The organism is Lentisalinibacter sediminis (assembly GCF_040706615.1).
In the GTDB taxonomy this organism is placed as follows: Bacteria; Pseudomonadota; Gammaproteobacteria; order Steroidobacterales; family Woeseiaceae; genus Lentisalinibacter; species Lentisalinibacter sediminis.
On the sequence record NZ_JAPDRF010000004.1, the window covers coordinates 330,246 to 356,065 of the forward strand.

At 67.8% G+C, this 25,820-nt stretch carries 23 protein-coding genes; 7 read left to right on the forward strand and 16 right to left on the reverse strand.

Annotated features, from left to right (window positions below):
* Positions 1–129: 129 nt before the first annotated feature.
* Genes eda through zwf form a run of 4 tightly spaced genes read right to left on the reverse strand, consistent with a single transcriptional unit; the run spans position 130 to position 4,831 of the window.
* Complete coding sequence (gene eda / locus ACJMKX_RS10135; RefSeq protein WP_405224452.1) at positions 130–762, reverse strand: bifunctional 4-hydroxy-2-oxoglutarate aldolase/2-dehydro-3-deoxy-phosphogluconate aldolase; 633 nt, start codon at positions 760–762, stop codon at positions 130–132.
* Positions 762–2,579 (reverse strand): phosphogluconate dehydratase, encoded by a 1,818-nt coding sequence (gene edd / locus ACJMKX_RS10140; RefSeq protein WP_405224454.1) that lies wholly within the window; start codon positions 2,577–2,579, stop codon positions 762–764. Before edd ends, eda begins: the two co-directional genes overlap by 1 nt.
* Before the next feature lie 33 nt (positions 2,580–2,612).
* Complete coding sequence (gene pgl, locus ACJMKX_RS10145; RefSeq protein WP_405224457.1) at positions 2,613–3,338, reverse strand: 6-phosphogluconolactonase; 726 nt, start codon at positions 3,336–3,338, stop codon at positions 2,613–2,615.
* Positions 3,339–3,358: 20 nt separating this feature from the next.
* On the reverse strand, positions 3,359–4,831 hold the full coding sequence (gene zwf, locus ACJMKX_RS10150) for a glucose-6-phosphate dehydrogenase (protein ID WP_405224459.1): 1,473 nt from the start codon (positions 4,829–4,831) through the stop codon (positions 3,359–3,361).
* A 92-nt stretch (positions 4,832–4,923) separates the two neighbouring features.
* On the opposite strand from zwf, the gene ACJMKX_RS10155 reads away from it, so the two are divergent.
* Entirely contained in the window at positions 4,924–5,775 is an 852-nt protein-coding gene (locus tag ACJMKX_RS10155) for a MurR/RpiR family transcriptional regulator (protein ID WP_405224461.1), read from the forward strand.
* Positions 5,776–5,816: 41 nt separating this feature from the next.
* Here the strand turns inward: ACJMKX_RS10155 and ACJMKX_RS10160 are convergent, their stop codons facing one another.
* From ACJMKX_RS10160 to ACJMKX_RS10170, 3 genes are read right to left on the reverse strand one after another with little or no spacing between them, the layout of a single operon-like run.
* Complete coding sequence (locus ACJMKX_RS10160; protein WP_405224464.1) at positions 5,817–7,337, reverse strand: CoA-acylating methylmalonate-semialdehyde dehydrogenase; 1,521 nt, start codon at positions 7,335–7,337, stop codon at positions 5,817–5,819.
* Positions 7,334–8,692, reverse strand: coding sequence for an aspartate aminotransferase family protein (locus ACJMKX_RS10165; protein WP_405224467.1), 1,359 nt, complete (start codon positions 8,690–8,692; stop codon positions 7,334–7,336). The genes ACJMKX_RS10160 and ACJMKX_RS10165 overlap by 4 nt, the downstream gene beginning before the upstream one ends.
* Positions 8,693–8,722: 30 nt before the next feature.
* Positions 8,723–10,003: an NAD(P)/FAD-dependent oxidoreductase gene (locus ACJMKX_RS10170; RefSeq protein WP_405224585.1), complete on the reverse strand. Its 1,281-nt coding sequence runs from the start codon at positions 10,001–10,003 to the stop codon at positions 8,723–8,725.
* Between the two features lie 126 nt (positions 10,004–10,129).
* On the opposite strand from ACJMKX_RS10170, the gene ACJMKX_RS10175 reads away from it, so the two are divergent.
* Complete coding sequence (locus tag ACJMKX_RS10175; RefSeq protein WP_405224469.1) at positions 10,130–10,675, forward strand: cupin domain-containing protein; 546 nt, start codon at positions 10,130–10,132, stop codon at positions 10,673–10,675.
* A 204-nt stretch (positions 10,676–10,879) separates the two neighbouring features.
* Positions 10,880–11,896 (forward strand): LacI family DNA-binding transcriptional regulator, encoded by a 1,017-nt coding sequence (locus ACJMKX_RS10180; RefSeq protein WP_405224472.1) that lies wholly within the window; start codon positions 10,880–10,882, stop codon positions 11,894–11,896.
* On the opposite strand, the gene ACJMKX_RS10185 is transcribed toward ACJMKX_RS10180, so the two are convergent.
* The 5 genes from ACJMKX_RS10185 to ACJMKX_RS10205 form a co-directional block, all read right to left on the reverse strand.
* Positions 11,862–13,475, reverse strand: a complete 1,614-nt coding sequence (locus ACJMKX_RS10185) for a sugar porter family MFS transporter (RefSeq protein WP_405224475.1) — start codon at positions 13,473–13,475, stop codon at positions 11,862–11,864. The genes ACJMKX_RS10180 and ACJMKX_RS10185 overlap by 35 nt on opposite strands.
* Positions 13,476–13,506: 31 nt before the next feature.
* Entirely contained in the window at positions 13,507–14,487 is a 981-nt protein-coding gene (speB, locus tag ACJMKX_RS10190) for an agmatinase (RefSeq protein ID WP_405224478.1), read from the reverse strand.
* 193 nt (positions 14,488–14,680) lie between these two features.
* Complete coding sequence (locus ACJMKX_RS10195) at positions 14,681–16,051, reverse strand: aspartate aminotransferase family protein (RefSeq protein ID WP_405224481.1); 1,371 nt, start codon at positions 16,049–16,051, stop codon at positions 14,681–14,683.
* Positions 16,052–16,079: 28 nt separating this feature from the next.
* Positions 16,080–17,339, reverse strand: coding sequence for a glutamine synthetase family protein (locus ACJMKX_RS10200; protein ID WP_405224588.1), 1,260 nt, complete (start codon positions 17,337–17,339; stop codon positions 16,080–16,082).
* Positions 17,340–17,410: 71 nt separating this feature from the next.
* The gene (locus tag ACJMKX_RS10205) at positions 17,411–18,178 is read right to left on the reverse strand and encodes a gamma-glutamyl-gamma-aminobutyrate hydrolase family protein (RefSeq protein WP_405224484.1); all 768 of its coding nucleotides are present in this window, start codon (positions 18,176–18,178) and stop codon (positions 17,411–17,413) included.
* A gap of 129 nt (positions 18,179–18,307) precedes the next feature.
* Between ACJMKX_RS10205 and maiA the strand changes: the two genes are divergently transcribed.
* Together maiA and ACJMKX_RS10215 are read left to right on the forward strand one after the other, a co-directional pair.
* Positions 18,308–18,955, forward strand: coding sequence for a maleylacetoacetate isomerase (gene maiA, locus ACJMKX_RS10210; protein ID WP_405224487.1), 648 nt, complete (start codon positions 18,308–18,310; stop codon positions 18,953–18,955).
* The gene (locus tag ACJMKX_RS10215; RefSeq protein WP_405224490.1) at positions 18,952–19,407 is read left to right on the forward strand and encodes a PaaI family thioesterase; all 456 of its coding nucleotides are present in this window, start codon (positions 18,952–18,954) and stop codon (positions 19,405–19,407) included. Before maiA ends, ACJMKX_RS10215 begins: the two co-directional genes overlap by 4 nt.
* Here the strand turns inward: ACJMKX_RS10215 and ACJMKX_RS10220 are convergent.
* The gene (locus ACJMKX_RS10220) at positions 19,404–19,700 is read right to left on the reverse strand and encodes an SCP2 sterol-binding domain-containing protein (protein WP_405224493.1); all 297 of its coding nucleotides are present in this window, start codon (positions 19,698–19,700) and stop codon (positions 19,404–19,406) included. The genes ACJMKX_RS10215 and ACJMKX_RS10220 overlap by 4 nt on opposite strands.
* Positions 19,701–19,852: 152 nt before the next feature.
* On the opposite strand from ACJMKX_RS10220, the gene ACJMKX_RS10225 reads away from it, so the two are divergent.
* Both ACJMKX_RS10225 and ACJMKX_RS10230 read left to right on the forward strand, forming a co-directional pair.
* Complete coding sequence (locus ACJMKX_RS10225; RefSeq protein ID WP_405224496.1) at positions 19,853–21,151, forward strand: NADH:flavin oxidoreductase/NADH oxidase family protein; 1,299 nt, start codon at positions 19,853–19,855, stop codon at positions 21,149–21,151.
* 141 nt (positions 21,152–21,292) lie between these two features.
* Positions 21,293–21,910 (forward strand): glutathione S-transferase family protein, encoded by a 618-nt coding sequence (locus ACJMKX_RS10230; protein WP_405224499.1) that lies wholly within the window; start codon positions 21,293–21,295, stop codon positions 21,908–21,910.
* Positions 21,911–21,946: 36 nt separating this feature from the next.
* Here ACJMKX_RS10230 and ACJMKX_RS10235 read toward each other — a convergent pair whose 3' ends face one another.
* The 3 genes from ACJMKX_RS10235 to ACJMKX_RS10245 all read right to left on the reverse strand — a co-directional run bounded on the left by ACJMKX_RS10235 (position 21,947) and on the right by ACJMKX_RS10245 (position 25,727).
* A complete protein-coding gene (locus tag ACJMKX_RS10235) occupies positions 21,947–23,242 on the reverse strand; it encodes a spinster family MFS transporter (protein WP_405224502.1) in 1,296 nt (431 codons plus the stop codon).
* Positions 23,243–23,343: 101 nt separating this feature from the next.
* Entirely contained in the window at positions 23,344–24,348 is a 1,005-nt protein-coding gene (cydB, locus tag ACJMKX_RS10240) for a cytochrome d ubiquinol oxidase subunit II (RefSeq protein WP_405224505.1), read from the reverse strand.
* A complete protein-coding gene (locus tag ACJMKX_RS10245; protein WP_405224508.1) occupies positions 24,348–25,727 on the reverse strand; it encodes a cytochrome ubiquinol oxidase subunit I in 1,380 nt (459 codons plus the stop codon). Before ACJMKX_RS10245 ends, cydB begins: the two co-directional genes overlap by 1 nt.
* Between the last annotated feature and the right edge of the window lie 93 nt (positions 25,728–25,820).

Sequence of the window (25,820 nt, forward strand, 5' to 3'; positions counted from 1 at the left end):
GTGACCATAGGGGTTTCGTGGCTCCCGGCGGCCGGGAGAATCCGGCCGCCGGGAAGAGTACCGCCGCGCAGCGCCGATATCCACGCCGGCACTGCCGCGGACGCCCGGCGCAGTCCGGACGAGTCGTCGTCAGAGAGCAGCGGCCGCCGATGCCAGGCGGCCGATGGCGGCGAAATCACCGGCCGCCAGCAGCGCCGTCGGCGCGATCCAGGATCCGCCCACGCAATCGACGTTCGGCAGCGCGAGGTATTCCCGTGCCAGGGTCTCGGTGACGCCGCCGGTCGGGAAGAAGCGCGCCTCCGGAAGTGGCGCGCCGAGTGCGTTCAGCATGGCGGTGCCGCCCGCGCCTTCGGCGGGGAAGAATTTCTGCAGGACGTAGCCCCGCTCCAGCAGCCGCATCACTTCGCTGGCCGTCGCGGCGCCCGGCACGAGGGGCACCGCGGTGTCGTCTGCGGCGTCGAGCAGCCCGGGGCTGGCGCCGGGGCTCACCGCAAACTGCGCACCCGCCTCCACGCACTCGCGAAGATGCGCAGCACTGCGCACGCTGCCGGCGCCCACGACGGCCTCGGGTACCTCGCCGGCGATGCGCCGTATGGCTTGCGCCGCGGCATCGGTCCGCAGGGTGATCTCCAGCGCCGGCAGGCCCGCGGCGCACAGCGTCCGCGCCAGTTCCACCGCCTGGCCGGCATCCTCCAGCACGATCACCGGTACCACCCGGGTGCCGCCGAGGAGTGTCCGGATGTCCCCGTTCGAACCCGCCATCAGCCCAGGTCCGTGAAGATGGTGGCGCCGTTCTCCGCGCCGTTCACGCCGCGGCGGAAGACGCCGAACAGTTCACGGCCGAGACCGACGTGATTCGCGGAGAGATCGGTTTCGACGGCCGGCCGGTCGGTCAGCTCGCCTTCCGCAACCTCGACGGACAGCACGCCGGCATCGGCGTCGATGAGCACGGTATCGCCGTCGCGCACCAGACCGACGGGACCGCCGCCGAGCGCCTCGGGGGTCAGCTGGATGGCGGCCAGCACTTTGCCGGAGGCGCCGGACATGCGACCGTCGGTGAGGAGCGCCACATGGTGTCCCCGGTTCTGCAGGACGCCCAGATAAGGGGTCAGCTTGTGCAGCTCCGGCATGCCGTTGGCGCTGGCGCCCTGCCAGGGGACGACGGCGACGAAATCCCCGTCCAGCAGGCCGGCCTTGAAGGCCTCGATGAAAGCCTCCTGGGAGTGGAACACCCGGGCCGGCGCCTCGATGCGGTAGTGCTGCGGCTCCACGGCGGACACCTTGACGATGGCCCGGCCCAGGTTGCCGTGCACCAGGCGCAGGCCGCCCTCCCTGTCGAAGGCGTCGCTGCAGGGCCGCACGATCTCGGTGTCGTGTGACTGGCGCGTAGCCGCACGCCACTCGAGGGCGCCGTCCTCCAGAAACGGCTCGCGGCAGAACCGGGACATACCCTGCCCCATGATGGTCGTGACGTCCTCGTGCAGCAGCCCGGCCTCCAGCAGCTCGCCCATGACGAAACCGAGTCCGCCGGCGGCATGGAAGTGATTCACGTCGGCGATGCCGTTCGGATAGACCCTTGCCAGCAGGGGCACGGCCCGGGAGAGCTCGGCGAAATCGTCCCAGTCGATGCGGATCCCGGCCGCCGCGGCAATCGCCACCAGATGCATGGTGTGGTTGGTCGAGCCGCCGGTAGCCAGCAGACCCACGATGCCGTTCACCAGGCTCTTCTCGTCGAGTATGTGGCCGAGCGGTGTGTAGCCGCCGGCCGGTCGGGTCAGTGCGATCACCCGGCGGACGGCCTCGCGGGTGAGCGCGTCCCGCAGCGACGTGCCGGGGTTGACGAAGGAGCCGCCGGGCAGCTGCATGCCCATGAACTCCATCAGCATCTGGTTGCTGTTGGCGGTGCCGTAGAAGGTGCAGGTGCCGGGCCCGTGATAGGCGGCGGATTCTGCGGCCAGCAGCTCCTCGCGCCCGACCTCCCCGGCCGCATACTGCTCGCGCACGCGGGCCTTCTCCTTGTTCGACAGTCCGGACACCATCGGCCCCGCCGGCACGAACAGGACCGGCAGGTGGCCGAAGGACAGCGCGCCGATCACGAGTCCCGGGATGATTTTGTCGCAGACCCCGAGACACAGCGCGCCGTCGAACAGATCATGGGAGAGCGCCACCGCCGTGGACAGGGCGATCACGTCGCGGCTGAACAACGACAGATCCATGCCGTCCTGGCCCTGGGTGACGCCATCGCACATCGCCGGCACGCCGCCGGCGAACTGGGCGACGGCACCGGCCTCCGTGGCCGCCTCCTTGATCTGCCGCGGGAAGGTCTCCAGCGGCTGGTGGGCGCTCAGCATGTCGTTATAGGCGGAGACAATGGCGATGTTGGGCGTCTCGTCGCTGGTCAGCCGGCTCTTGTCCTCGGCGCTGCACGCGGCGATGCCGTGGGCGAGATTGCTGCACGACACCGCGCTGCGCGTGGGCCCACGGTCGGCGGCCGCCCGGATCTTCTCGAGATAGCGGCCGCGGGAGTCGGCGCTGCGTTCGCGGATGCGGTCGGTGACGGTCTCTACGGTCGGATGCATGTGTACTGTCCCTGGGTGGATATCCGTGGTGAGTCAGGGCGCCCAGACGACCCGCACCGGGGTCGCGGCTGACGCCAGCAGCGCGGCGACCGGGAGCCCTTCGTCTCCGTCCCGCGCCCGCTCGTAGACCGCCCACTTCTTCTCGCCGAAGATCAGCAGGACGATCTCTTCGCTCTCGGCCAGCGGCACGAGCGTGAGCGTGACGCGCGGCAGTTCGCTGGCCGCCGTCACGACCGGCAGGCAGAGCGAGTCCCCGGCGGGGTCGAGACCCGACGCCAGCGCGGCGCTGTCCGGGAAAAGGGATGCGAAATGCCCGTCCTCGCCCATGCCGAGCAGCGAACAGGCGAACGGCCGCGGCAGGCGACCGGCGTCGGCATCCGCGGTCAGGGCTTCGCAGCCCTGCTCCGGCGACATGCCCTCCCGGTGGAGGGGCACGAAGTCCGCCTCGCGCGCCTCACCCCGCAGGAGCCGATGGCGGACCAGGCGCTCGTTGCTCGCCTTGTCCTCGGCGCACACCCAGCGCTCGTCGCTCAGCGTGACCCGGATGCGTGACCAGTCGAGGGGCGCCGCGGACAGCGCGTCGTAGCAGCGTCCCGGGGTGGTGCCGCCACTGCAGACCAGCACGGCTTCGCCGCCGGCTGCGAGCCGCCGCCGGAGCGCGCTGGCGATGCGTTCCGCCGCGATGACGGAGGCCATCTCGCGCTGGGAGTAGATCTCTTCTATGGGTCGCCGGGCGGTAGTGACTTTCTCTGCCTTCATCTGTGCCTTCATCTGTGCCTTCATGTGTTCGGGTACCAGCAGCGGCCGTCGCGGTCCAGGAGATTGGCCGAGCCGATCGGCCCCCAGGTGCCGGCGACGTAGGTCTCCACCGGCTGCCTGGCCTCCTCCCAGCCGGCGATGATCCCGTCGATCCAGCGCCAGGCGGCCTCCACCTCGTCGCGGCGCATGAACAGCGCCGGGTTACCGCGCAGCACCTCCATCAGCAGCCGCTCGTAGGCGTCCGGATAACGGATGCCGAAAGTCTCCTCGAAACTCAGGTCCAGGGAGACGGAGCGCAGGTCGAAGCCGCCGGGACCCGGCTCCTTCGCCATGAGCGAGAGCTTCACCCCCTCGTCGGGCTGCAGCCGGATGGTCAACCGGTTCGGCAGGATGTCGAATCGATTCTCCGGGAAGATGGAATGCGGCACGTGGGAGAACTGCATGGTGATCTCCGAGTGCTTCTCCTTCAGCCGTTTCCCGGTGCGGATATAAAACGGCACGGTCGACCAGCGCCAGTTCTCGATCTCGACCTTCAGCGCGGTGAAGGTCTCGGTGAGACTCTCCGCGGAATCGAGTCCGTCCCGATAACCGGGCACGGCCACCCCGTCGATGGCCCCCGCAGAGTACTGCCCGCGTACGGTGTGGCGTTTCACGTCGGCGCCCGTGATCGGCTTCAGCGCGCGCAGCACCTTCAGCTTCTCGTCGCGCACCGCATCGTGGTGCAGGCTCGAGGGCGCTTCCATGGCCACCAGACACAGTAGCTGCATGATGTGGTTCTGCACCATGTCCCGCAACGCGCCGATCTGGTCGTAGAACTCGATGCGGCCCTCCACGCCCAGTTCCTCGGCCACGGTGATCTGCACGTGATCCACCTCGCCGCGGCGCCACAGCGGCTCGAACAGCGAGTTGGCGAAACGCAACGCCAGCAGATTCTGGACGGTCTCCTTGCCGAGGTAATGATCGATGCGGAAGATCCGGTCCTCGGGAAAGCATTCGCCTACGCTGTCGTTGATGCCGCGGGCCGACTCGTAGTCGTGGCCCACGGGTTTCTCCAGCACGATGCGGCTCTCGTCGGTGATCAGGCCGTTCGCCCGGATGCCCTGGGCGATGCCACCGAACAGCGACGGCGCGGTCGCCAGGTAGAAGACGCGGGTTCGGTCGTCCCGGCCCTGCAGCAGATCGCAGAGCGACCCCCAGCTCTCGTATTCGAGGGCGTCGGCCACCGTGTAAGTCAGCCGCGCGCAGAAAGACCGCCACTGGTCGTCGTCGAACTCGCCCTCGCCGAGATTCTCGCGCAGCGCCTCCTCCACCCGGCCGAGGTAGTCCTCGTCGCTCATGGCGCTCCTGCCCAGCGCGATCACGCGGCTGTCGGCAGGGATCTGCCCGTCCCTGTCGCGGTGGTAGAGGGCCGGCAGCAGCTTGCGCAGCGACAGGTCGCCCGCGCCGCCGAATATGATCAGGTCGAAGGGTTCGACCGGTATGAACCTGGCCATTCTGCTCCCGGATTCTGTAGTTATGCTACTTATCGGACGTTTAGGCCCGCGATTTCCTGGATATTGTCTCAGAATTATTGTAATTTTACTACATGCTGGCGCGAATCGAGCATCTGCTGCCTACGCTGAGCCCCGCCGAGGCACGGGTGGGCCGCTGGCTGCTCGACCATCCGCGCCAGGGCCTCGAAGCGACCCTCGCCGAGGTCGCCGCCGGCGCCGGCACCAGCGAACCGACGGTGGTACGTTTCTGCCGGCGCCTCGGGCTGGGCGGGTTCCGCGAGCTCCGGATCCGCCTTGCCGAGTCTCTCGGCCGCCCCGCCGACTTCGTGCACCGCGGCGTACTGCCGAACGACTCGGCCGCCGACGCCGTCGGCAAGGTGATCGACAGCGCCGTGCGGGCACTCATGGGGCTGCGCGACAGCGTGGGCCTGATGCCCATCGCGGAGATCGTGGAGGTGATGGCGGACGCGCGCCAGATCGTCTTCGCAGGGCTCGGCGCGTCGGGCTATGTGGCGCGGGATGCGCGCCAGAAGTTCTTCCGCCTCGGCATACCCTGCGCCGTGGCCACGGACGGTCCTACGATCCTGCAGAGTGCCGCCATCGCCGGCCCGCAGGACGTCTTCGTGTTCGTCTCCCATACCGGCGCGCAGGGCGAACTGATCCGCGCGGCGGTCCACTGCCGGAAGCGAGGGGCCACGGTGATCGCAGTCACCCGGAGCGCATCGGCCCTGGGGTGGGAAGCCGGCTACATTCTGGAGAGTCATTCCACCGAGGACACGAGCCTCTACACCCCCATGGAATCCAGGCTCGCGCAACTGGCGATCCTGGATGCCGTCCAGGTCAGCCTCGCTCTGCGGCTCGGCGAAGCGGGAGCGGAGAACCTGCGCGCCGCGAAAATGGCGCTCGCGGACGAGGGGGCGGCAGCCGGAATCGGCCGAGCGTAGGCCTTCGCCCGCCGCGCTGCCGTGGCGGCTACGGCTCCACGCTATTCCATCGTCGGCATCGAGAACTGGGCGCCGGCGCGGATGCCGCCGGGCCAGCGCGAGGTCACTGTCTTCAGCCGGGTGTAGAAACGAACGCCCTCCTCCCCGTGCACGGCCATGTCGCCGAACAGGGAGCGCTTCCAGCCACCGAAACTGTGGAAGGCGAGCGGCACCGGGATGGGCACGTTCACGCCCACCATGCCCACCTGGATGCGGGCGGCGAATTCCCGCGCGGCATCGCCGTCGCGGGTGAAGATGGCCGTGCCGTTGCCGTACTCGTGGCCGTTCACGACCGCCAGCGCCTCGTCGAAGTCCTGCGCCCGGATCATGACCAGCACCGGCCCGAAGATCTCCTCCTGGTGGATGCGCATGCCGGGGCGCACGTGATCGAACAGACAGGGCCCGAGGAAATAGCCCGGTTCCCCGGCCAGCGGATGCCGGCGGCCGTCGACCACGAGGGTCGCCCCCTCCTCGACGCCCAGATCCACGTAGGAGCGCACCCGGTCGCGGTGCTCCGCCGTGATCAGCGGCCCCATGTCCGCGTCCGGCTCGGTGCCGGGCGCCACTCGCAGCGCTTCGATTTTCGGCAGCAGCTTCTCGAGCAGCGGTTCGGCCGCGTCGCCGACCGTGATCGCCACCGAGATCGCCATGCAGCGCTCGCCGGCCGAGCCGTAGGCGGAGCCGATCAGCGCGTCCGCGGTCTGCTCCATGTCCGCGTCCGGCATCACGACCAGATGATTCTTCGCGCCACCGAGCGCCTGCACCCGTTTGCCGGCCTGGGCGGCGGTCCGATAGACATGCTCGGCCACCGGGGTCGAGCCGACGAAGCTCACGGCGGCGACGTCCTGATGGGTGAGCAGCGCATCCACCGCCTCGCGGTCGCCGTTGACCACGCTGAAGATACCCGGCGGCAGGCCCGCCTCATCCAGCAGTTCGGTGAGCCGCAGGGAGCACGAGGGATTGCGCTCGGAGGGCTTGAGCACGAAGGCGTTGCCGCACGCAATGGCCAACGGAAACATCCACATCGGCACCATGGCCGGGAAGTTGAACGGGGTGATGCCGGCGCAGACGCCGAGCGGCTGACGCATGGAATAACTGTCGACGCCGGTGCCCACCTGGGCGCTGTAGTCGCCCTTCAGCAGCTGGGGGATGCCGCAGGCGAATTCCACCACCTCCAGGCCGCGCTGCACCTCGCCGGCCGCATCCGACAGCACCTTGCCGTGCTCGGCCGTAATCAGCGCGGCAAGCTCGTCGCGATGGGCCTCGATCAGCTCCTTGAAGCGGAACATCACCCGCGCACGCCTCAGCACCGGCGTTGCCGCCCAGGCCGGCAGGGCGTCCCTCGCCGCGGCCACGGCCGTGTCCACGTCGGCGGCGCTCGCGTAAGACACCCGTTTCGTCGTCTCGCCCGTGGCGGGGTCGTGGACCACACCGCTGCGCTCGCCGGTGCCGTCGCTGCGTCCGCCGGCGATCCAGTGGCCGAGCGCCGGCAGCCGGTCGATATTCCTCGCTTCCGCCGTCATGCCCGTACTCCTCCATCGGCCTGCCGCAGCGCGTCGCGCAGCGTGTCCACGATGGTGGCGATGTGATCCTCGTTCACCGTCAGGGGCGGCGTGAGCGCCACGATGTCGCCGGTGGTACGCACGATGACGCCGGCATCGAAACAGCGGCGGAATACGTCCATCGCCCGCGCCGTGGGCTTGCCCTCGATGGGCTCGAGTTCGACGGCGCCGAGCAGACCGTAGTTGCGGATGTCGATGACGTGGGGCTCGCCGCGGAGCGCGTGCAGCGCGTCCTCCAGCACCGGCTCCATGGCGTGGGCGTGTTCGAACAGCCCCTCGTCCCGGTAGACGTCCAGCGCCGCGCAACCGGCCGCCGCCGCGAGCGGGTGACCGGAGTAGGTGTAGCCGTGGGGGAACTCGATGGCTCCCTCCGGTGCGCCCATGAAGGCCTGGTAGATGGCCTTGCTGGCGAGCACCGCGCCCATGGGCACGTGCCCGCTGGTGAGGCCCTTCGCCAGCGTCATGAGATCCGGCGTCACGCCCATGCGCTGCGCCGCGAAGGCCGCGCCCACCCGGCCGAAGCCGCAGATCACCTCGTCGAAGATCAGCAGGATACCGTGGCGGTCGCAGATCTCGCGCAGGCGCTTCAGATAGCCCTGCGGCGGCAGGAGCACGCCGGCCGAGCCGGCGATGGGCTCGACGATGACCGCCGCGATGGTGGACGGATCGTGCAGGGCGACGATGTTCTCCAGCTCGTCGGCGAGATGGCCACCCCACTCCGGCAGGCCACGGGAATAGGCGTTGTGCTCGATATGATGGGTATGCGGCAGGTGGTCGGTGCCCGGCAGCAGGGCGCCGAACAGCTTCCGGTTGGGCGAGATGCCGCCCACGGAGATGCCGCCGAAGCCGACGCCGTGATAGCCCTTCTCGCGACCGATGAAGCGGGTCCGCGCGCCATCGCCCCGCAGCCGATGGTAGGCCAGCGCCATCTTCAGCGCGGTGTCCACCGCCTCGGAGCCGGAATTGACGAAGAAGGCATAGTCGAGACCGTCCGGCGCCAGGTCGGTGAGCTTCTCGGCCAGCTCGAACACCTTCGGGTGACCGACCTGGAAGGCAAGCGCGTAATCCAGCGTGTCGATCTGGTCCTTCACCGCCTGCACGATGCGCGGGTGGCAGTGGCCGGCGTTGCAGCACCACAGCCCCGCGACGCCATCCAGCAGCCGCTTGCCGTCGTGGGTCCAGCAATAGACACCCTCGGCCCTGGAGATCATGCGCGGGTTGCGCTTGAAGGACTGGTTGGCCGTGAACGGCATCCAGAACGGTTCCAGGTTCGGCAGCCCGGCTTCGGCCGCCTGCATCGGATTGGCTTCGGTCATGACGCGTCTCCCTTCTACCAGGCCGGCCGCTCAGAGAATCTCGCGCAGCCGGTAATACAGCATGCCCAGCGCCAGCGCGGGATTGGCGAACCAGCGCCCGCCCGGCAGGCGCCAGTGGCGCACGCGGGCGAAAACGTCGAAGCGCTCCGCCTGGCCGGCGATGGCCTCCGCCAGCACGCGGCCCGCCAGATGGGTGGGCGCGACGCCGTGGCCGGAGTAACCCTGGGCATAGTAGATGTTCGTCCCCAGCCGGTTCAGCTGGGGTATGCGGTTGATACTGATGCCGATGTCACCGCCCCACTCGTAGTCGATGGCCGTCCCGGCGAGCTGGGGGAACACCGTCAGCATGTTCGGTTCCAGGCTCGCGCGGATGCTCTTCGGCCGGCGACCGGAATAGTTGCACATACCCCCGAACAGGAGCCTGCGGTCGGCCGACAGGCGATAGTAGTCCAGCGCCACCCGCTGGTCGCAGACGGCCGAGTCCTGCGGCAGGATCTCGCGGGCCCGCTCCTCGGACAGCGGCTCGGTGGCGATGACGTAGCTGCCTGCCGGTATCACGGTGCCGGAGAGCTTCGGGATGAGGCCGTCGAGATAGGCGTTGCAGGCGGCCACGACGAAATCCGCGGAGACGCGCCCGCGCTCCGTGTGCACGATCGGCCGATCGCCCGGCTCGATGCGCAGGACGGGCGAGCGCTCGAACACGCGCACACCGGCCTCTGCGGCTGCGCGGGCCTCGCCGAGACAGAGGTTCAGAGGATGCAGATGGCCGTTGCCCTCGTTGAGTACGCCGCCGATGTAGCGCTTCGAGCCGATGACCTCCGGCAGGCGCTCCTCCGGGATGACCTCGACCTTGTGCGGATAACCCGAGGCATGTTTCTCGGCGGCGTCCTCGCAGAGCTCGCGCAGCTCACTCCGCTTCATTGCGACGTCGAGATAGCCGAATTTGAGATCGCAGTCGATGCCGTAGCGCTCCACGCGCTCCACCACGATGTCACGGCACTCGAGCCCCATCTGCGCGGCAATGCGGGCCGCACCGTCGCCGAAACGCTTCCTGATCTTCGCCGGCTCGGCGAAGCCGTCGATGAGCTGGCCCCCGTTGCGTCCGCTCGCGCCCCAGCCGATGCGGCTCGCCTCGAGCAACGCCACGCTGTAGCCGCGCTCGGCGAGTTCCAGCGCGGCGGACAGGCCGGTGAAGCCGCCGCCGATCACCGCGACGTCGACACTCTCGGTCCCTTCGAGCGCAGGATAGTCGGCGCCTCCCTTCGCCGTCGCGGCGTAGTAGGAGGGTGCGTGTTCGGCCGGCTGGTACATCATGATCAGGTTACGCCGGGCACCGACGTTTAACAATATTTAAACGCCGAATATTTTTTGTGTTGTATTTCAGCCATCTGATGAATTATCGTTCGATTTGTTAAACACTTTAACGGACAGGAACCGATGCAGGATACGGGCCGGCGCCTGCGGCGCGTACGCGAGGCGAAAGGACTCTCCCAGCGGGCGCTGGCGCGGGCGGCGGGCGTGAGCAACGCGACCGTCTCGCTGATCGAGAGCGGGCGGACGGATCCTTCGCTCGGCATGCTGAAGCGCATCCTCGATGCGCTGGAGACCTCGGTGGCGGATTTCTTCGCCCTGGACATGCCCCGCGACGAGCAGGTCTTTTTCCGCGCCGGCGAGCTGTCGGAGATCAGCCGCGGCGCCATCTCCTACCGCCAGCTCGGCGGCGACCTCAGCCGGCACCGACTGCAGATCCTGTACGAGCGCTACCGGCCGGGCGCCGATACCGGCGGCTCGCCGCTGGCCCACGATGCCGAGGAAGGCGGCGTCATCATCGCCGGCCGCCTGGAGGTCACGGTGGACGGCCGCACCGAGCTCCTCGAACCGGGCGACGCCTACCTCTTCGACAGCCGCCTGCCCCACCGCTTCCGCAACCCGGGCCCGGACGACTGCGTGGTCGTCTCCGCCTGCACCCCCCCCACCTTCTGAGGTGCCGGACCGAACTTTTGCAACTTATTGAACTTATTCGGCGTCAGGCAGCATCGAGGACCGACCGCGAACGGCGCCGCGGGGTCGCCATACCCTCTTTTGGCCAACCAATGACAGCGCTATCACCATTGGCGCGACGCGCTATAATCGCCCGCGGCGAGCCACCGGCCGACAAACGGATCCGCCCGCCGAGGGGAAAGCGGTATGGGAAGAGTCACGATCGAAGACGTCGCGAGTCTCGCCGGCGTTTCAATCAAGACGGTATCGCGCGTGGTCAATCGCGAACCCAACGTTCGGCTGGATACACGGCGGCGCGTGGAAAAGGCGATACGCGAACTCCACTACACGCCGAACACGTCCGCCCGCAGCCTGGCCGGCAACCGCAGCTTCCTGATAGGTCTCCTCTACGTCAACCCGGCTGCCAGCTACATCATCAACATCCTCACCGGCGCTGTGGATGCCTGCCGGGCAGGGGGTTTCGAGCTGCTGCTGCATCCCTGCATCTATACCGATACCGACCTGCCGCGGCAGATCAGCGAACTCGCCAGGAACACCCGGCTCGACGGCCTGATCCTGACGCCGCCCCTGTCCGACATGGACGAGCTGATCGCGGAGCTCGACGCAAGCGGCATACCACTCGCGCGCATCGCACCGGGCGGGCACGACGACGCCGGTCGCTCGGTCTGCACCAACGACGAGGAGATCTGCGCCGAACTCGTCCGCTACATCATCTCGCTCGGCCATCGGGATATCGGATTCATCGTGGGACACCCCGACCAGCTCGCCGTCCAACAGCGCTACGCAGGCTTTCGCCGCGCCGTCCACGAAGCCGGGCTCAAAGTCCAGACATCGCTGGTCTGCCAGGGCGACAATTCGTTCGAATCCGGTGTCGACTGCGCCCGTCGCCTGCTGCAGCGAAAGCGACGCCCTACGGCCGTTATCGCGAGTACCGACGACATGGCCGCCGGCCTGATCAGCGTCGCCCACGAGTTCGGAATCCGGATACCCGACGAATTATCTGTCACCGGCTTCGATGACATCCCGCTGGCTCACAAGGTCTGGCCTCCGCTCACGACCATACGCCAGCCCATGCAGGCGATGGGCGAACGGGCGACCGCCTTGCTGCTGGCACGACTATACGACGGCGACAGCGGCGGTGAGGACGCGAACATAGCCTCCGAGATCGTCATCCGCGAGTCGACGGGGCCCGCCCCGAAGTAACCCCGGCCGGCGCCTCGACGAGCAGCGCCTCCAGTTCCTCCAGCGAGCGCCCTTTCGTTTCCGGCATCAAACGCAGGATGATCAGGAACCCCGCGATGGCGAACAGGCCATAGATCAGGAAGGTGCCCGCACTCCCGATGTTCGCGATCTCCCACGGGAACAGGAGCTGTACGAGAAAGCTCACGGAGGAGTTGACCAGCCCGACGAAGGAGATGGCGAGGCCGCGTATCCGGTTCGGAAACAGCTCCGAGAACAGCACCCACATGACCGGACCCAGCGAGACGGCAAAACTCGCCACGAATCCCAGGATGCCGGCGAGAATCAGGCCGCTGTCCGCGCGGATCGCGGCCGCCACGAGTTCCGACTCATACTCGGCAATGGTCTCCGGCCCCACCGCGGCGGCCAGGGCCGCCTTGAACGCGACGTCACTTTCGAAGGTGGTCCCTGCCAGTGCTGCGAGCGCGCCGCCGTCGATGGCGGCCGGCAATGCCGCCAGCGCCTCGTCGGTGAGCGTATACGTGGCCGAGCCGAAGGCCCAAGCGAGCAGAACCATGCAGACCGCGACGCCTGCGGTACCGGCGAGCAACAGCGGCCGCCGGCCGAGACGATCGATCAGCAGCAACGCAGCGACGGTGAACGCCAGATTCACCAAGCCGACGAACACCGCCTGCATGAAGGCCGCGTCCGTACCGATGCCCGACTGCTCGAATATCATCGGCGCATAGAAGAACACGGCGTTGATGCCGGTGATCTGCTGCAGCACGGCGACGACCAGTGCGATGACCAGCACGCGGCGCATCGACGTGCCGAACAACTCGCGCAACGGGATCGCGGGCGCGGGCCGGCCCGGCTCGGCCGTGGCAGCCAGCGCGGACAGCACGCGGTCGGCGCCGGCGGCACCGTGCACCCGCTGCATGACCGCCCGGGCTTCGCGCGTCCGGCCCTGCATGCCGAGCCAGCGCGGACTCTCCGGCACCAGCAACAAGGCCGCGAAATACACCAGTGCCGGCAGCGCCTCGACGCCCAGCATCCAGCGCCAGTTCCAGACGCCCAGCCCCAGGGTCCCGGCCCACGCAATATCCGCCTGCCCCAGCTGCAGAATCAGGTAATTGCTGAAGAAGGCAGCCGAGATACCGATCACGATGTTGAGCTGGTTCAGCGCGACGAGGCGCCCGCGGATATCCGCCGGCGCAATCTCCGCGATGTACATGGGCGCTACGATCAGCGCGGCACCGACACCGAGCCCGCCGAGCATCCGGGCGATCACGAGCAGCAGGAAATTCGGTGCCAGCGCGGAGGCCACCGCGGAGGCACCGAACAGCAACGCCGCGATCCTGAGCACGCGGAGGCGCCCGTAACGGTCCGCCAGCGGGCCGCAGATCATCATCGACACGGTGGCGCTCAGCGTCAGGGACGCCACCCCCCAGCCCAGCTGCAGGTCGGTCAGCCGGAATTCGGTGTCGAGGAATCCGACGACCCCGGAAATGACGGAGGCGTCGAAACCCATGAGGAAGCCGCCGAGTGCGACGGCCAGGGAGACCAGCCAGCTGTAGCGCCTGCCGGCCGCCGCACGGTTCATTCGATCGACCCGGGCGCGGTTCGGGCGCGCCTCAGAGCCTGCCCTTTTCCCGTGCCGCCGCCTCGCCGCGCGGACTGGTGGCGTACAGGCTGATCAGCTCGCCGGCAATGCGCGCACCGGCCAGTGCGGTGATCTCCCCGGAATCGTACGGCGGCGCCACCTCCATCAGGTCCATACCGACGATGTTCAGGCCGCGCAGTCGGCGGATGATCGACAGCGCCTGGTGGGTGGTCAGCCCACCGCAGACGGGCGTGCCTGTGCCGGGGGCATAGGCCGGGTCCAGGCAGTCGATGTCGAAGGTGAGATAGACCGGGTCGTCGCCGATGATGCGGCGGATCTCGGCCACGATCTCGTCCGCCGTGTGGTCGTGTACCCAGGGGGCGTCGAGGATGTTGAAGCCCAGGGTGTCGTCGTTGGTGGTGCGGATGCCCACCTGGACCGACTTTGCGGGGTCGATCAGGCCTTCCTTCGTGGCGTGGAAGAACATGGTGCCGTGATCGACCCGGGGCGACTCGTCGTCCCAGGTATCCGTGTGGGCGTCGAAGTGCAGGAGCGACAGTCGCCCGAATTTCTCCACGTGGGCCTGCAGCAGCGGCCAGGTGGCGAAGTGATCGCCACCGAGCGAGAGCAGCGCGGGGCCCTGGTCGATGATCTGCTTGGCATGGGCGCGGATTTCGGCCGGCACCTGCTCCGGCACGCCGGGGTCGAACATGCAGTCGCCGTAGTCGATGACGGCCAGTCGATCGAAGGCATCGAACTCCCATGGGTAGAGGCGCTCCCAGGCCATGAAGCTCGAGGCCGCGCGGATGCCGCGGGGGCCGAAGCGGGCGCCCGGGCGGTTCGACGTGGCCGTATCGAACGGGATGCCGGTGACCGCTACGTCGACGCCGGTGAGGTCGCGCGTGTAGCGCCGTCGCAGGAAAGACAGCGCGCCGCCGTAGGTCGGCTCGATGTGGCGGCCGTAGTTGTCCTCCGCGGTGAAGGCGAAATCGGTCTCGTGCTTCTGGCTCATGAAGGTCATCGCGAATAAGTTGCAAAAGTTCCGTTTGTGGTGCCGGTCACCGGAAGTGAACGAACGCTCGGCATCGGGGCCATCGGCAGCGCACCTCGACACCGTGCCGCTTTTCCGTGCCGCCTCAGGCAGCGACCTGTCGCAAAAGTTCCAAAAGTTCGGTCCGGCACCTATCGCACCTATCGCAGCAAAGTTACGAAAGTTCGGTCCGGCACCTGTCGAGGGTGGCGCGGGTCTTTTCCACCAGCTCGTCCGCCTCGGCATGGGAGAGGATCAGCGGCGGGGCGGTCACCATCGTGTCGCCCACGGCGCGGATCACCAGCCCGTTCTCCACCGCCAGGTCGCGGCAGATCGTGCCGACCTTGCCTTTCTCTTCGAAGCGCTCGTCCTTGCGTCCCGGCGGCACCAGCTCGATGGCGCCCATCAGGCCGCGCATGCGGGCTTCGCCCACCAGCTCGTGATCGGCCAGCTCCAGCCAGCGCTTCTGCAGGTACGGGCCGATGTCGTTTCTCACTCGCTCGAGCAGGTTCTCCTCGTCCAGGATGCGGATATTCTCCAGCGCCACCGCGCAGGCGGCCGGATGCCCCGAGTAGGTATAGCCGTGATGGAATTCGCCGCCGCCCTCCACCAGCACGTCGGCCACCCGGCTGCCCACCATCACGCCCCCCAGCGGCAGGTAGCCGGAGGTGACGCCCTTGGCGAAGGGCATCAGGTCCGCCTCGATGCCGAAGTCCTCGGAGCCGAACCAGCGGCCGAGCCGCCCGAAGCCGGTGATGACCTCGTCGGCGATCAGCAGGATGCCGTGCCGCTCGCAGATGGCCTGGATCTCCGGCCAGTAGCTCGCCGGCGGGATGATCACGCCGCCCGCGCCCTGGATGGGCTCGCCGATGAAAGCAGCCACCTTGTCGGCGCCCACCTCCGCGATCTTCTCCTCCAGCGCCCGGGCGCAGGCCCGGCCGAACTCCGCCGGGTCCTCGCCCTGCCCTTCCCCGAACCAGTAGGGCTGGCGGATGTGCACGATGCCCGGGATGGGCAGACCGCCCTGGGCGTGCATCGGTTTCATGCCGCCGAGGCTCGCGCCCGCCATGGTGCTGCCGTGGTAGGCGTTCACGCGGCTCACGATCACCTGGCGCTCGGGCTCGCCGCGGATGTCCCAGTAGCGGCGCACCATGCGCACGATGGTGTCGTTGGCCTCGGAACCGGAGCCGGCGAAGAACACCCGCGGGAAACGCTCGCCGGCCAGTTCCGTCAGGCGCTCCGCCAGCGCGATGGCCGGGGGATGGGCGCACTGGAAAAAGCTGTTGTAGTACGGCAGTTCCCGCATCTGCTCGGCGGCGGCCTCCACCAGGGACTCGCGCCCGTAACCCACGTTCACGCACCACAGCCCCGACATGCCGTCCAGGATGCGGTTGCCGTCGGCATCGAAGACGTAGACCCCCTCGGCCCTGGTGATGATCCGTGCCTTCTGCCTGCCCAGCGCCTTGTGATCCGTGAACGGATGCAGGTAATGCTCGGCGTCCGCCGCCTGCCAGTCCTCCCGGCTGCGCTGCTCGATGGCTGCCATGCGCTCTCCTTTCCGGGCCCGCGCCCGCTCAGACGTTCAGGAGCAGGAGTTCCCGCTCCCAGGGGGTGATGATGTGCTCGAACTCGGCGTACTCGGCCTTCTTCAGGCCGCAGTAAAGGTCCACGAAGCGGTCGCCCAGCGTACCCCGCATCGCGGCGCTGGTCTGCAGGCTCTCGATGGCGAACCAGATGTTCCAGGGCAGCGTGCGCTCGCCGTCGTAGGCGCTGCCGGTGACCGGTTCGGAGGCCTGCAGACCCTCCACCATGCCGAGATAGCCGCAGGCGAGCGTCACCGCCGTTGCCAGGTACGGGTTCACGTCCGAGCCGGCGAGCCGGTTCTCGATGCGGCGGTTCTCGGCCCCGGACTGCGGCACGCGCAGCCCGACGGTGCGGTTGTCGATGGCCCAGGCCAGATTCACCGGCGCCGCCGAGTAGGTCTGGAAGCGCCGGTAGGAATTCACGTAGGGCGCCAGCACCAGCATGGATTCCGGGATGTACTTCTGCAGCCCGCCCAGGAACGCAGAGAAGAGTTCGCTGGGTTCGCCCTCCGGAGTGGAGAAAACGTTGCTGCCGTCCGCGGTGCTCACCACGCTCTGGTGGATATGCAGCGCGCTGCCGGGCTCCTCCGCCATCGGCTTCGACAGGAACGTCGCGTGCATCTCGTGGCGGATGGCGGCCTCGCGCACCGTGCGCTTGAACAGGAATACCTGGTCGGCCAGGTCCACCGGGTCGCCGTGCAGGAAATTGATCTCGAACTGGGCGGGGCCCATCTCCTGGGACAGCGTGTCGATGCGGATGCCCTGCTCTTCGCAGAACTTGTAGACATCCATGATGAACGGCTCGAAGTCGTTCATGGTGTCGATACTGTAAGGCTGGCGCGAGAGGTCCGTGCGCCCCAGCCGGCCCTCCGGCGGCTCCACCTCCTCGCCGGGGTCGGTGTGCGACTTGATCAGGTAGAACTCCACTTCCGGCGCCACCACCGGGCGCCAGCCCCGCTGCTCGTAGAGTGCCAGCACCTGACGCAGGATCTGCCGCGGCGAGGTGGCCACCGGCTGGTCGTCCAGGCGCAGACAGTCCAGGAACACCGAGGCGGCCGGATCCACGGCCCAGGGCACCGGACGCAGGGTGTCCAGGTCCGGCTTCAGCATCATGTCCCGGTCTTCCTGATTGGAAGGGTCGTCGATGTACTCGCCGGAGATGGTCTGGGAGAAAACCGCCTCCGGCATCTTCATGTTCTGCTCGGTGAACTTGTCGGCCGGAATCACCTTCCCCCGCGCGGCGCCGGCCATGTCGGGCACGAAGGCCTCGACATCTTCGATGCGGTTCTCAGTCAGCCACTTTTTTGCGTTTTCCTTTTCACTCACACATCACCTCTGCGGTGCGAGGCCCGCTGCAGGCAGGCGTCGCCGAACGCGCGAAAAATCGCGAGATAGAAGGGATTATCCACCACCTGCCACTCGGGATGCCATTGCACGCCCAGGGCGAACGAGCGCGCACCGTCCACCGTGAACGCCTCGATCAGCCCGTCGTCGGCCCGCGCCTCCACCGTCACGCCCGGCGCCAGACGGTCGACGCCCTGGCCGTGGAGCGAATTCACCATCTGCTCGTCCTTGCCGCTGGCCAGACCGGCCAGATAGCCGCCCGGGACGAGATGGACGGGGTGTGCCGGCGCGTACTGGGCTTCCAGCGGCGCCTCGTGGTCCTCCCGGTGGTCATGGTAGTCCGCTACGCGCTCCACGTGCTGGTGCAGGGTGCCGCCCAGCGCCACGTTCATCTCCTGAAAGCCGCGGCAGACCGCCAGTACCGGCACGCCTATCTCCAGCGCCTGCAGGATCAGCGGCAGCGTCATCTCGTCGCGCTCCGGATCGTGCAGCGTGCCCTCCTCGCTCGGCGGGCCGCCATAATGGTGCGGCTCTACATTGGAGGGGCTGCCCGTGAACAGCAGGCCGTCCATGGTCTCCAGCATGTGGGTCCGGTCGATGTGGCGGCCGAGGGCCGGGATCATCAGCGGCAGGCTGCCCGCGCCGTCCACGACGGCGCGCAGGTATTTCTCTCCCACGATGTGGAATGGATGGGGACCCACGATGCGGCGATCCGCGGGCACCCCGACGGTGGGTGTCAGGCTCATACGTTACTCTCGCTGCCGTTGCGCCACTATTCTAATCGTTCGCGTGCGCGCCGGCGCGGCCCGCGGCGGGCGCACCGCATTGTGGTAGATTACGCGCCGGGCCGAAACGGGCCCGGCCACGAAGCTCCCATGAAACTCTACGGCTATTATCGCAGCAGCACGAGCTATCGAACCCGTATCGTACTGAATCTCAAGGGGATCGATTACGAATACGTGCCGGTAGCGCTGGACCGGGGCGAGCAACACGACAACGCCTTCCGGGAGCTGAACCCGATGGGCGCCGTGCCCGCGCTCGCCGCCGAGGACGGCCTGTTCGTGCAATCGCCAGCGATCATCGAGTACCTGGAGGAGCGCCATCCGGAACCCGCTCTGCTGCCGGCGGATGCTGTGGGCCGCGCCCGCGTGCGCGAGATCGCCGCACTCATCGCCTGCGACATCCACCCGGTCAACAACCTGCGCGTCATGCGCTACATCGGCGAGCACTATGGCCAGGACCGGGACGGCATCGGCGAATGGTACGCCCACTGGATACACGCCGGCTTCGGGCCGCTGGAGCGGCTGCTGGCCGCCCGCTCGGCGGCGGGGCGCTACTGCATCGGCAACGCGGTCACCCTGGCCGACGCCTATCTGGTACCCCAGGTCTACAACGCCCGCCGCTTCGGCGTGCCGCTGGACGATTACCCGGTGATCGAGAGCGTGGATGCCCACTGCGCGGCACTGCCGGCCTTCGCAGCCGCCCACCCGGATCACCAACCGGACGCGCCGGAGGCGACATGAGCGAAGCGGCGTCAGGCCGGGACATTGCGGAGCGCATCCGCCAGCTGAATGGCGGCGCACCGCCCTGTGTGAGGAGCCTCGGCGGGCGGGTCGAGGACTACGACCCCGAGCGCCGGCTCATCGTCATGAGCTTCTCCATGCCACCGGAGTTCTGCCATTCCGGCAACATCGTGCAGGGCGGCTTCGTGACCGGCATGCTGGATGCCGCGATGGCGCATGCCGTGTTCATGGATCTCGGCATGCGCATCGCGCTGCCGTCGCTGGAGATCAACGTGAGCTTCCTGCGCCCCACTCTGGCCGGGCCCCAGCGGGCCCACGGGCGCATCCTTCGGCTCGGCCGTTCGGTGGCCTTCCTGGAGGGAGAATTGTTCGACGAAGAGGGCCGGCTGACCGCCCGCGCCACCTCGACGGCGCGTGTGATACGACGGGACGACCCTGGCGGAGCGGCCTAGCTGAAGAGGCCGCTCACCTGCATGGCCTTGGTCATGTCGCCGTCCACTTTGAGCTTGCCGCTCATGAACGCGCTCATCGGCGGCAGGTCGCCGTCCACCATGGCCGCCAGGTCCTCGGGCGTGACGCCGAAGGTCGTCTCGGCCGGCTTGTCGTCGTTGCTGACTTCCATGGGGGTGGTCGTGCCGTCCACGTGGATGACGCCCTCGTCGCCGAGGTCGAATTTGATGGGGAACCCCAGCGGGGTCTTGTCCGCGAACTCGTTGCGCAGTTTCTCGGTCAGTTGTTCAAGCACCGCGAGTGCCTCTTCTTCTGTCAGTGGAAAAAGCACACTATGCTGACTCCGTCCGCTTCAGGCAAGAGGGTCGCGGGACGCGCTACACTCCGTAGCCGGATCATCACCGTGATCTCAGACGTAACCAGACGTAGCCGCAGAGGAGCCACCCGATGAGCGACAGGCTGGGCGAGCCACTGACACTGCCCTGCGGGGTGACGCTGCCGAACCGCATCCTGAAGTCGGCCATGACCGAGGGCCTGGCCGACGATCGCGATCGCGCCACCGGGCGACACGTGCGGCTCTACCGCCGCTGGGCCAAGGGCGGCGCGGGCACGCTGATCACCGGTAACGTGATGATCGACCGGCGTTTCCTGGAGCGTCCGGGCAACGTGGTCATCGACGACCCGGACGACGGAGAAGCGCTCGCGGCGCTGCGCGCCTGGGCGGAAGCCGGCACCTCGGCCGGCAACCAGCTGTGGATGCAGCTGAGCCACCCGGGCCGCCAGTGCGGCCGGATCGTCTCCTCACGGCCCATGGCGCCCTCCGAGGTGCAGCTCAATCTCATGGGCAACTTCGGCCGGCCCGTCGCCATGACGGAACACGATATCGAGATGGCGCTGGGCGGCTTCACCCGGGCGGCGGCCGTCGCCCGCGACACCGGATTCACCGGCGTACAGATCCACGGCGCCCACGGCTACCTGATCAGCGAGTTCCTCTCGCCGAAACTCAACCGCAGGGACGATCAGTGGGGCGGCGCTCTGGAGAACCGGGCCCGGTTCCTGCTCGAGGCCGTCCGCGGCGTACGCTCGGTCGTGGGCCCGGCCTTCCCTGTCTCCGTAAAGCTCAACTCCGCGGACTTCCAGAAGGGAGGTTTCAGCTTCGAGGACAGTCTGCAGGTCGCCGAGTGGCTCGACGAGGCCGGCGTCGACCTCATCGAGATCTCCGGGGGCAATTACGAGCAGCCGACCATGTTCGGCATCGAGGGCCGTCCCGAGGACGCGGCCGATGTGCGGCGCGAGAGCACGAAGCGGCGCGAAGCCTTCTTCCTGGAGTACGCGGCCCGCATGCGCGAGCGCCTCGAGGCACCGCTCGCCGTCACCGGCGGCTTCCGCACGCGCCAGGCCATGCTGGAGGCGCTGGCGAACGACGAGGTGGACATCATCGGACTGGCGCGTCCTCTCTGTACCGAACCGGACCTGCCCCGCCGGTTGATCGACGGCAGCGCGGACGAAGCGGTTCGGTGGGAGGAGAAGATAGGCATCGGCAAGGGCCGCTTCGGCCCGGACAGCCCCATTTTCCTGTTCAAGGCGCTGAACGCCTTCTCCGCCATCGCCTGGTACTATCGCCAGATCGTGGCCATGGCCGATGGCAAGCCGCTACGCCTGGACCTGCACCCGCTGCGGGCCCTGTTCGAGCACCAGCGGGCGGAGATCGGCATCGCCCGCTCCCGCCGCAAGCAAACCGGGTAGGAGGGCCTTCAGGCCCGATCCCTCCGCAAGGGCTTTACGGCCCGGCCCGCCCCCACCGCGCAGGCCCTGCTCGTCAAAGTGAAGGGGGCCGCGCTACAGTAGCGCCTGGTATCTGCGGGAAACAGAGACAGGGGTGAACCGATGAGCGAACTCGTCTTCTACACGAATCCCCAGTCGCGCGGACGTATCGTGCGCTGGATGCTGGAAGAAGTCGGCGCGCCGTATGCCACCGAGATACTCGAGTACGGCACCACCATGAAGTCGCCGGAGTATCTGGCCATCAACCCGATGGGCAAGGTACCGGCCATCCGGCACGGCGAGACGGTGGTCACGGAGTGCGCCGCGATTTGCGCCTATCTGGCGGACGCGTTTCCCGAGGCCGGGCTCGTGCCGCCGCCCGCCGAGCGCGGCGCCTATTACCGCTGGCTCTTCTTCGCCGCCGGACCGCTGGAGTCGGCCATCGTCAACGCCGCTCTCGGCTTCGAGGTGCCTGAGGACAAGCGGATGACAGTGGGCTACGGCACGAAAGACCACGCGCTGGACGCCATCGAGACCGCCATCGCCGACTCGCCGTACGTGGCCGGCGACGCCTTCTCCGCCGCAGACGTCTACGTGGGCGCGCAGATCGCCTTCGGGCTCCAGTTCGGCACAGTCCCGAAACGCGACAGCTTCGCCGCCTACGTGGCCCGGGCGACCGACCGGGAAGCCTACCGCAGGGCGGTCGCCATCGACGACGGCGTCGGGGAAGCCGGGGGATAGCGCGTCGGGCCTGAAGGCCCTCCTACAGCACCATCATCAGACCGGGTCGCCGGCGCGCTTCAGGTCGCCCGGCAGGGAACGGCCCGCCAGGTAGTAGTGCACCGCCACCCACAGGTTCAGCAGCGCGAAGATCGCCAGCGCCCAGCGCAACGAGTCGTCGCCGTACATCGGCACCAGCAGGTCGCTGACGGCACCCAGGGCCCAGGGACCGGCACCGAGGCCGATGATGTTGATGATGAACAGCAGGATCGCCGCGGCGACGCCGCGCATGCGCAGGCCGACGAGGCTCTGGGTCTGCGCGAAGGTGGTCGCCTGGTAGAAGTTGCCGAGGACGACGGGCACGCAGAAGACCAGCAGTGCCCAGCCGGGGGTGTCGAAGAAGTACACGGCGACGGCGAACGGCAGGGCCACGAGGGCGGCAAGGCCCGCGGTCCAGAGACTCCAGCTCGGGTTGGTCGAGCCCAGCCGGTCGGCGAGATAGCCGCCCAGGAAGATGCCGATGCCACCCGGGATGCCGAGGATGAGTCCGAGCCAGGTGCCGATCTCGCCCGTGCTCATGCCGTGGGTGCGCACGAGGAAGGCCGGAAACCAGGTGGCCACGCCGTAGCCGCTGAAGGCGGCCAGCGCCGCGCCGAAGGCGAGGTGAATGAATGATCGCCGGCGGGACAGGAAGAAGAACGTGCGCTTGATGCTGGGCCGGTCCTGGTCCGCGACCCGGTTCTCCGACAGGCCCCGCTCCGGCTCCACCAGCGTGAAGCGCACCACGAATGCCAGCACGATGCCCGGGACGCCTACGACGAAGAACGCCATGCGCCAGCCGAAAAACTCGTTGACCCAGCCGCCGGCCAGCAGACCGAACATGATCCCGAACGGAATACCCAGCGAGTAGATACCAAGGGCGGTGGCACGCTGCTGGGGCGGGTAGTAGTCCGAGATCAGCGAGTGCGCGGGCGGGCTGCAGCCGGCCTCGCCGATGCCCACGCCAATACGCGCCAGCGCCAGGTGCCAGTAGTTCTGGGCCAGCCCCGAGACGGCCGTCATGCCGCTCCAGATGGCGAGTGCCCAGGCGATCAGGTTGCGCCGATTGCCCCGGTCGGCCCAGAGTGCGATCGGTATGCCCATGGTGGCGTAGAACGCCGCGAACGCGGCCCCCGCCAGAAACCCCATGGCCTGGTCCGAGACGCCGAGTTCCGTCTTGATCGGCTCGATGAGGATCGAGAGGATCTGCCGATCGATGAAATTGAAGGTGTAGACGAATACCAGGACGAACAGGGCGTAGTGTCTCGCCCCCGGGCTGATGGACTGGCGCTCGGCCGTCGCGGACTGCTCCACTGATTCTCTCCCCCTGATGACAGGCCCGCCGAAGCGGGCCGGGTCATTCTAGCCTATCAGGGAAGAATCGTGGCGAGGCGCGTTTGCGCCCGGCGAGCGCCTCAGTAGCTGTGAGTCTCGGTGACCTTGCCGCGGAACACGTAATAGGAATACGCGGTGTAGCCGAACACGGCCGGCAGCGCGATCAGCGAACCGATGAGCAGGAACTGCTGGCTTTCCGGCGCTGCGGCCGCCTCCCAGAATGGTATCTGGTGCGGGACGATGTTCGGCCACAGGCTGATCGCCAGCCCGGCGTAACCGAGCGTGAACAGGCCGATGGCGAGCAGGAACGGCGAGGCGTGCCCGTCCCCCGTAGTTTTGCGGAACAGCAGGTAACCTGCCACGGCCGTCAGCACCGGCACCGGCGAGAGGTAGAGCAGGTTCGGCATCGTGAACCAGCGCTCGGCGATCTGGTTCTCCAGGAACGGCACCCACATGCTGATCACCGCCAGGAACACCACCACCGAGGCGAGCAGCGGGATGGTCACCCGCCGCGCCCACTGCTCCAGTTCGCCCGGCGCCTTCATGATGAGCCAGGTGCTGCCGAGCAGGGCGTAGCCCGCCACCATGGCGAGGCCCACGATCAACCCGAAGGGCGTCAGCCAGTCGAAGGTGCCGCCCACATAGCGCGTGCCCTCCATGGCGAACCCGCTCACGAAGGTGCCGAGGATGATGCCCTGGAAAAACGCGGTCACCATCGAACCGCCGGTGAAGGCCAGGTCCCAGAGGTGGCGGTTCCTGCCCGACTTGAAGCGGAACTCGAAGGCCACGCCGCGGAACACCAGTGCCAGCAACATGAAGATGAATGGCAGATACAGGGCCGGCAGCACGATGGAATAGGCCAGCGGGAAGACGGCGAACAGCCCGCCGCCGCCCAGCACCAGCCAGGTCTCGTTGCCGTCCCAGATCGGCGCCACCGACGTCATCATGGTGTCGCGGGACTCGTCGTCCGGGGCGAACGGGAACAGGATGCCCGTGCCGAGAACGAAGCCGTCCAGCAGCACGTACATGAAAATGGCCACGGCGATCAGGACGATCCAGATCAGTGGCAGCCAGCCGCCTTCCATCACGTACCCTCCTCTGCCGGTTTCCCGGCCGCCGACAGCGGTCGGCGGGCCGTGCCCTTCTCGGACTCTCCCTCGATCTCACCCGGTCCGCCGCGTATCAGCTGCAGCAGGTAGTAGATGCCCGCACCGAAGACGACGCCGTAAACCAGGAAGAACAGAAGCAGCGAGGTGGCCACGCTGGCTCCGGGCACCGGAGACAGTGCGTCAGAGGTGGTCTGCAGCTCCCACACCACCCAGGGCTGACGTCCGATCTCCGTCGTGAACCAGCCGGCCAGCACGGCGATGAACCCGGTCGGCCACATCCAGGTGTAGAGCTTCAGCAGCCAGCGCGTCTCGTAGAGCCTGCCGCGGACGAGCTGCACCACGCCTGCGCCCGCAGCAAACAGCATCAGAACGCCCAGGCCGACCATGATGCGGAAGGCCCAGAACACCGGCGCGACTGGCGGGCGTTCCTCCGGGGGAAATTCCTTCAGGCCGGTGACCGGCGCGTTGATGTCGTGCTCCAGGATCAGGCTGCCGAGCCCGGGGATGCCCAGCTGGAAATGATTGGTCTCGTTTTCCTCGTCCGGTATCGCGAACAGGATGAGCGGCGCCCGCGGCTCGGACTCCCAGTGGGCCTCCATCGCCGCCACCTTCTGCGGCTGGTACTCCTTGGTGTTGAGACCGTGGAAATCACCAACGAGTACCTGTGCCGGGACCACGATCGCGCCGAAGATCACCGACATGAAGAACATGTGCCGGGCACGCTGCCGGAAGCGCCCCTCCAGCAGGTAGCGCGCCGAGACCGCGCCGATCACGAAGCAGGTGGTGAGATAGGCCGCCAGCGTCATGTGCACCAGGCGATACGGGAAGGACGGGTTGAAGATGATCTGGAACCAGTCCACGGGGTAGAAGATGCCGTCCTCCACGCGGAAGCCGGCCGGGGTATGCATCCAGCTGTTGGCAGAGAGGATCCAGAAGGCCGAGATCAGCGTGCCGAGGGCCACCATGCAGGTGGAGAAGAAATGCAGGCCCTTGCCGACCCGGTTGGCGCCGAACAGCATGATGCCGAGGAAGGTGGCTTCGAGGAAGAACGCGGTCAGTACCTCGTAGCCGATCACCGGTCCCAGTACGTTGCCCGTGGCCTCCGAGAAACCGCTCCAGTTGGAGCCGAACTGGAAGCTCATGACGATGCCGGAGACCACGCCCATGCCGAACGAGACGGCGAAGATCTTCAGCCAGAACTTGTACAGGCTCATGTAGCCGGGCTTGCCCGTCTTCAGCCACAGCGCCTCGAGCATCACCAGCCAGCTGGCGAGGCCGATGGTGAAAGCCGGGAAAAGGATGTGGAAAGAGACGGTGAAGGCGAACTGTATGCGCGCCAGCATTTCTGCTTCCATGGGGTCCTCGCTCCTCCTCGGGCGCTGTCGGCTGCGCGCAGCGGCGCGTTTAGACCGAGTCTAAGGACTGGGCCCGGCAGCGAAATCCGGGGA

Coding starts and splice junctions, on each gene's coding strand:
- eda (WP_405224452.1), bottom strand. CDS start 762: ATGGCGGGTTCGAACGGGGACATCCGGACACTCCTCGGCGGCACCCGG.
- edd (WP_405224454.1), bottom strand. CDS start 2,579: ATGCATCCGACCGTAGAGACCGTCACCGACCGCATCCGCGAACGCAGC.
- pgl (WP_405224457.1), bottom strand. CDS start 3,338: ATGAAGGCAGAGAAAGTCACTACCGCCCGGCGACCCATAGAAGAGATC.
- zwf (WP_405224459.1), bottom strand. CDS start 4,831: ATGGCCAGGTTCATACCGGTCGAACCCTTCGACCTGATCATATTCGGC.
- ACJMKX_RS10155 (WP_405224461.1), top strand. CDS start 4,924: ATGCTGGCGCGAATCGAGCATCTGCTGCCTACGCTGAGCCCCGCCGAG.
- ACJMKX_RS10160 (WP_405224464.1), bottom strand. CDS start 7,337: ATGACGGCGGAAGCGAGGAATATCGACCGGCTGCCGGCGCTCGGCCAC.
- ACJMKX_RS10165 (WP_405224467.1), bottom strand. CDS start 8,692: ATGACCGAAGCCAATCCGATGCAGGCGGCCGAAGCCGGGCTGCCGAAC.
- ACJMKX_RS10170 (WP_405224585.1), bottom strand. CDS start 10,003: ATGTACCAGCCGGCCGAACACGCACCCTCCTACTACGCCGCGACGGCG.
- ACJMKX_RS10175 (WP_405224469.1), top strand. CDS start 10,130: ATGCAGGATACGGGCCGGCGCCTGCGGCGCGTACGCGAGGCGAAAGGA.
- ACJMKX_RS10180 (WP_405224472.1), top strand. CDS start 10,880: ATGGGAAGAGTCACGATCGAAGACGTCGCGAGTCTCGCCGGCGTTTCA.
- ACJMKX_RS10185 (WP_405224475.1), bottom strand. CDS start 13,475: ATGAACCGTGCGGCGGCCGGCAGGCGCTACAGCTGGCTGGTCTCCCTG.
- speB (WP_405224478.1), bottom strand. CDS start 14,487: ATGAGCCAGAAGCACGAGACCGATTTCGCCTTCACCGCGGAGGACAAC.
- ACJMKX_RS10195 (WP_405224481.1), bottom strand. CDS start 16,051: ATGGCAGCCATCGAGCAGCGCAGCCGGGAGGACTGGCAGGCGGCGGAC.
- ACJMKX_RS10200 (WP_405224588.1), bottom strand. CDS start 17,339: ATGGCCGGCGCCGCGCGGGGGAAGGTGATTCCGGCCGACAAGTTCACC.
- ACJMKX_RS10205 (WP_405224484.1), bottom strand. CDS start 18,178: ATGAGCCTGACACCCACCGTCGGGGTGCCCGCGGATCGCCGCATCGTG.
- maiA (WP_405224487.1), top strand. CDS start 18,308: ATGAAACTCTACGGCTATTATCGCAGCAGCACGAGCTATCGAACCCGT.
- ACJMKX_RS10215 (WP_405224490.1), top strand. CDS start 18,952: ATGAGCGAAGCGGCGTCAGGCCGGGACATTGCGGAGCGCATCCGCCAG.
- ACJMKX_RS10225 (WP_405224496.1), top strand. CDS start 19,853: ATGAGCGACAGGCTGGGCGAGCCACTGACACTGCCCTGCGGGGTGACG.
- ACJMKX_RS10230 (WP_405224499.1), top strand. CDS start 21,293: ATGAGCGAACTCGTCTTCTACACGAATCCCCAGTCGCGCGGACGTATC.
- cydB (WP_405224505.1), bottom strand. CDS start 24,348: ATGGAAGGCGGCTGGCTGCCACTGATCTGGATCGTCCTGATCGCCGTG.
- ACJMKX_RS10245 (WP_405224508.1), bottom strand. CDS start 25,727: ATGGAAGCAGAAATGCTGGCGCGCATACAGTTCGCCTTCACCGTCTCT.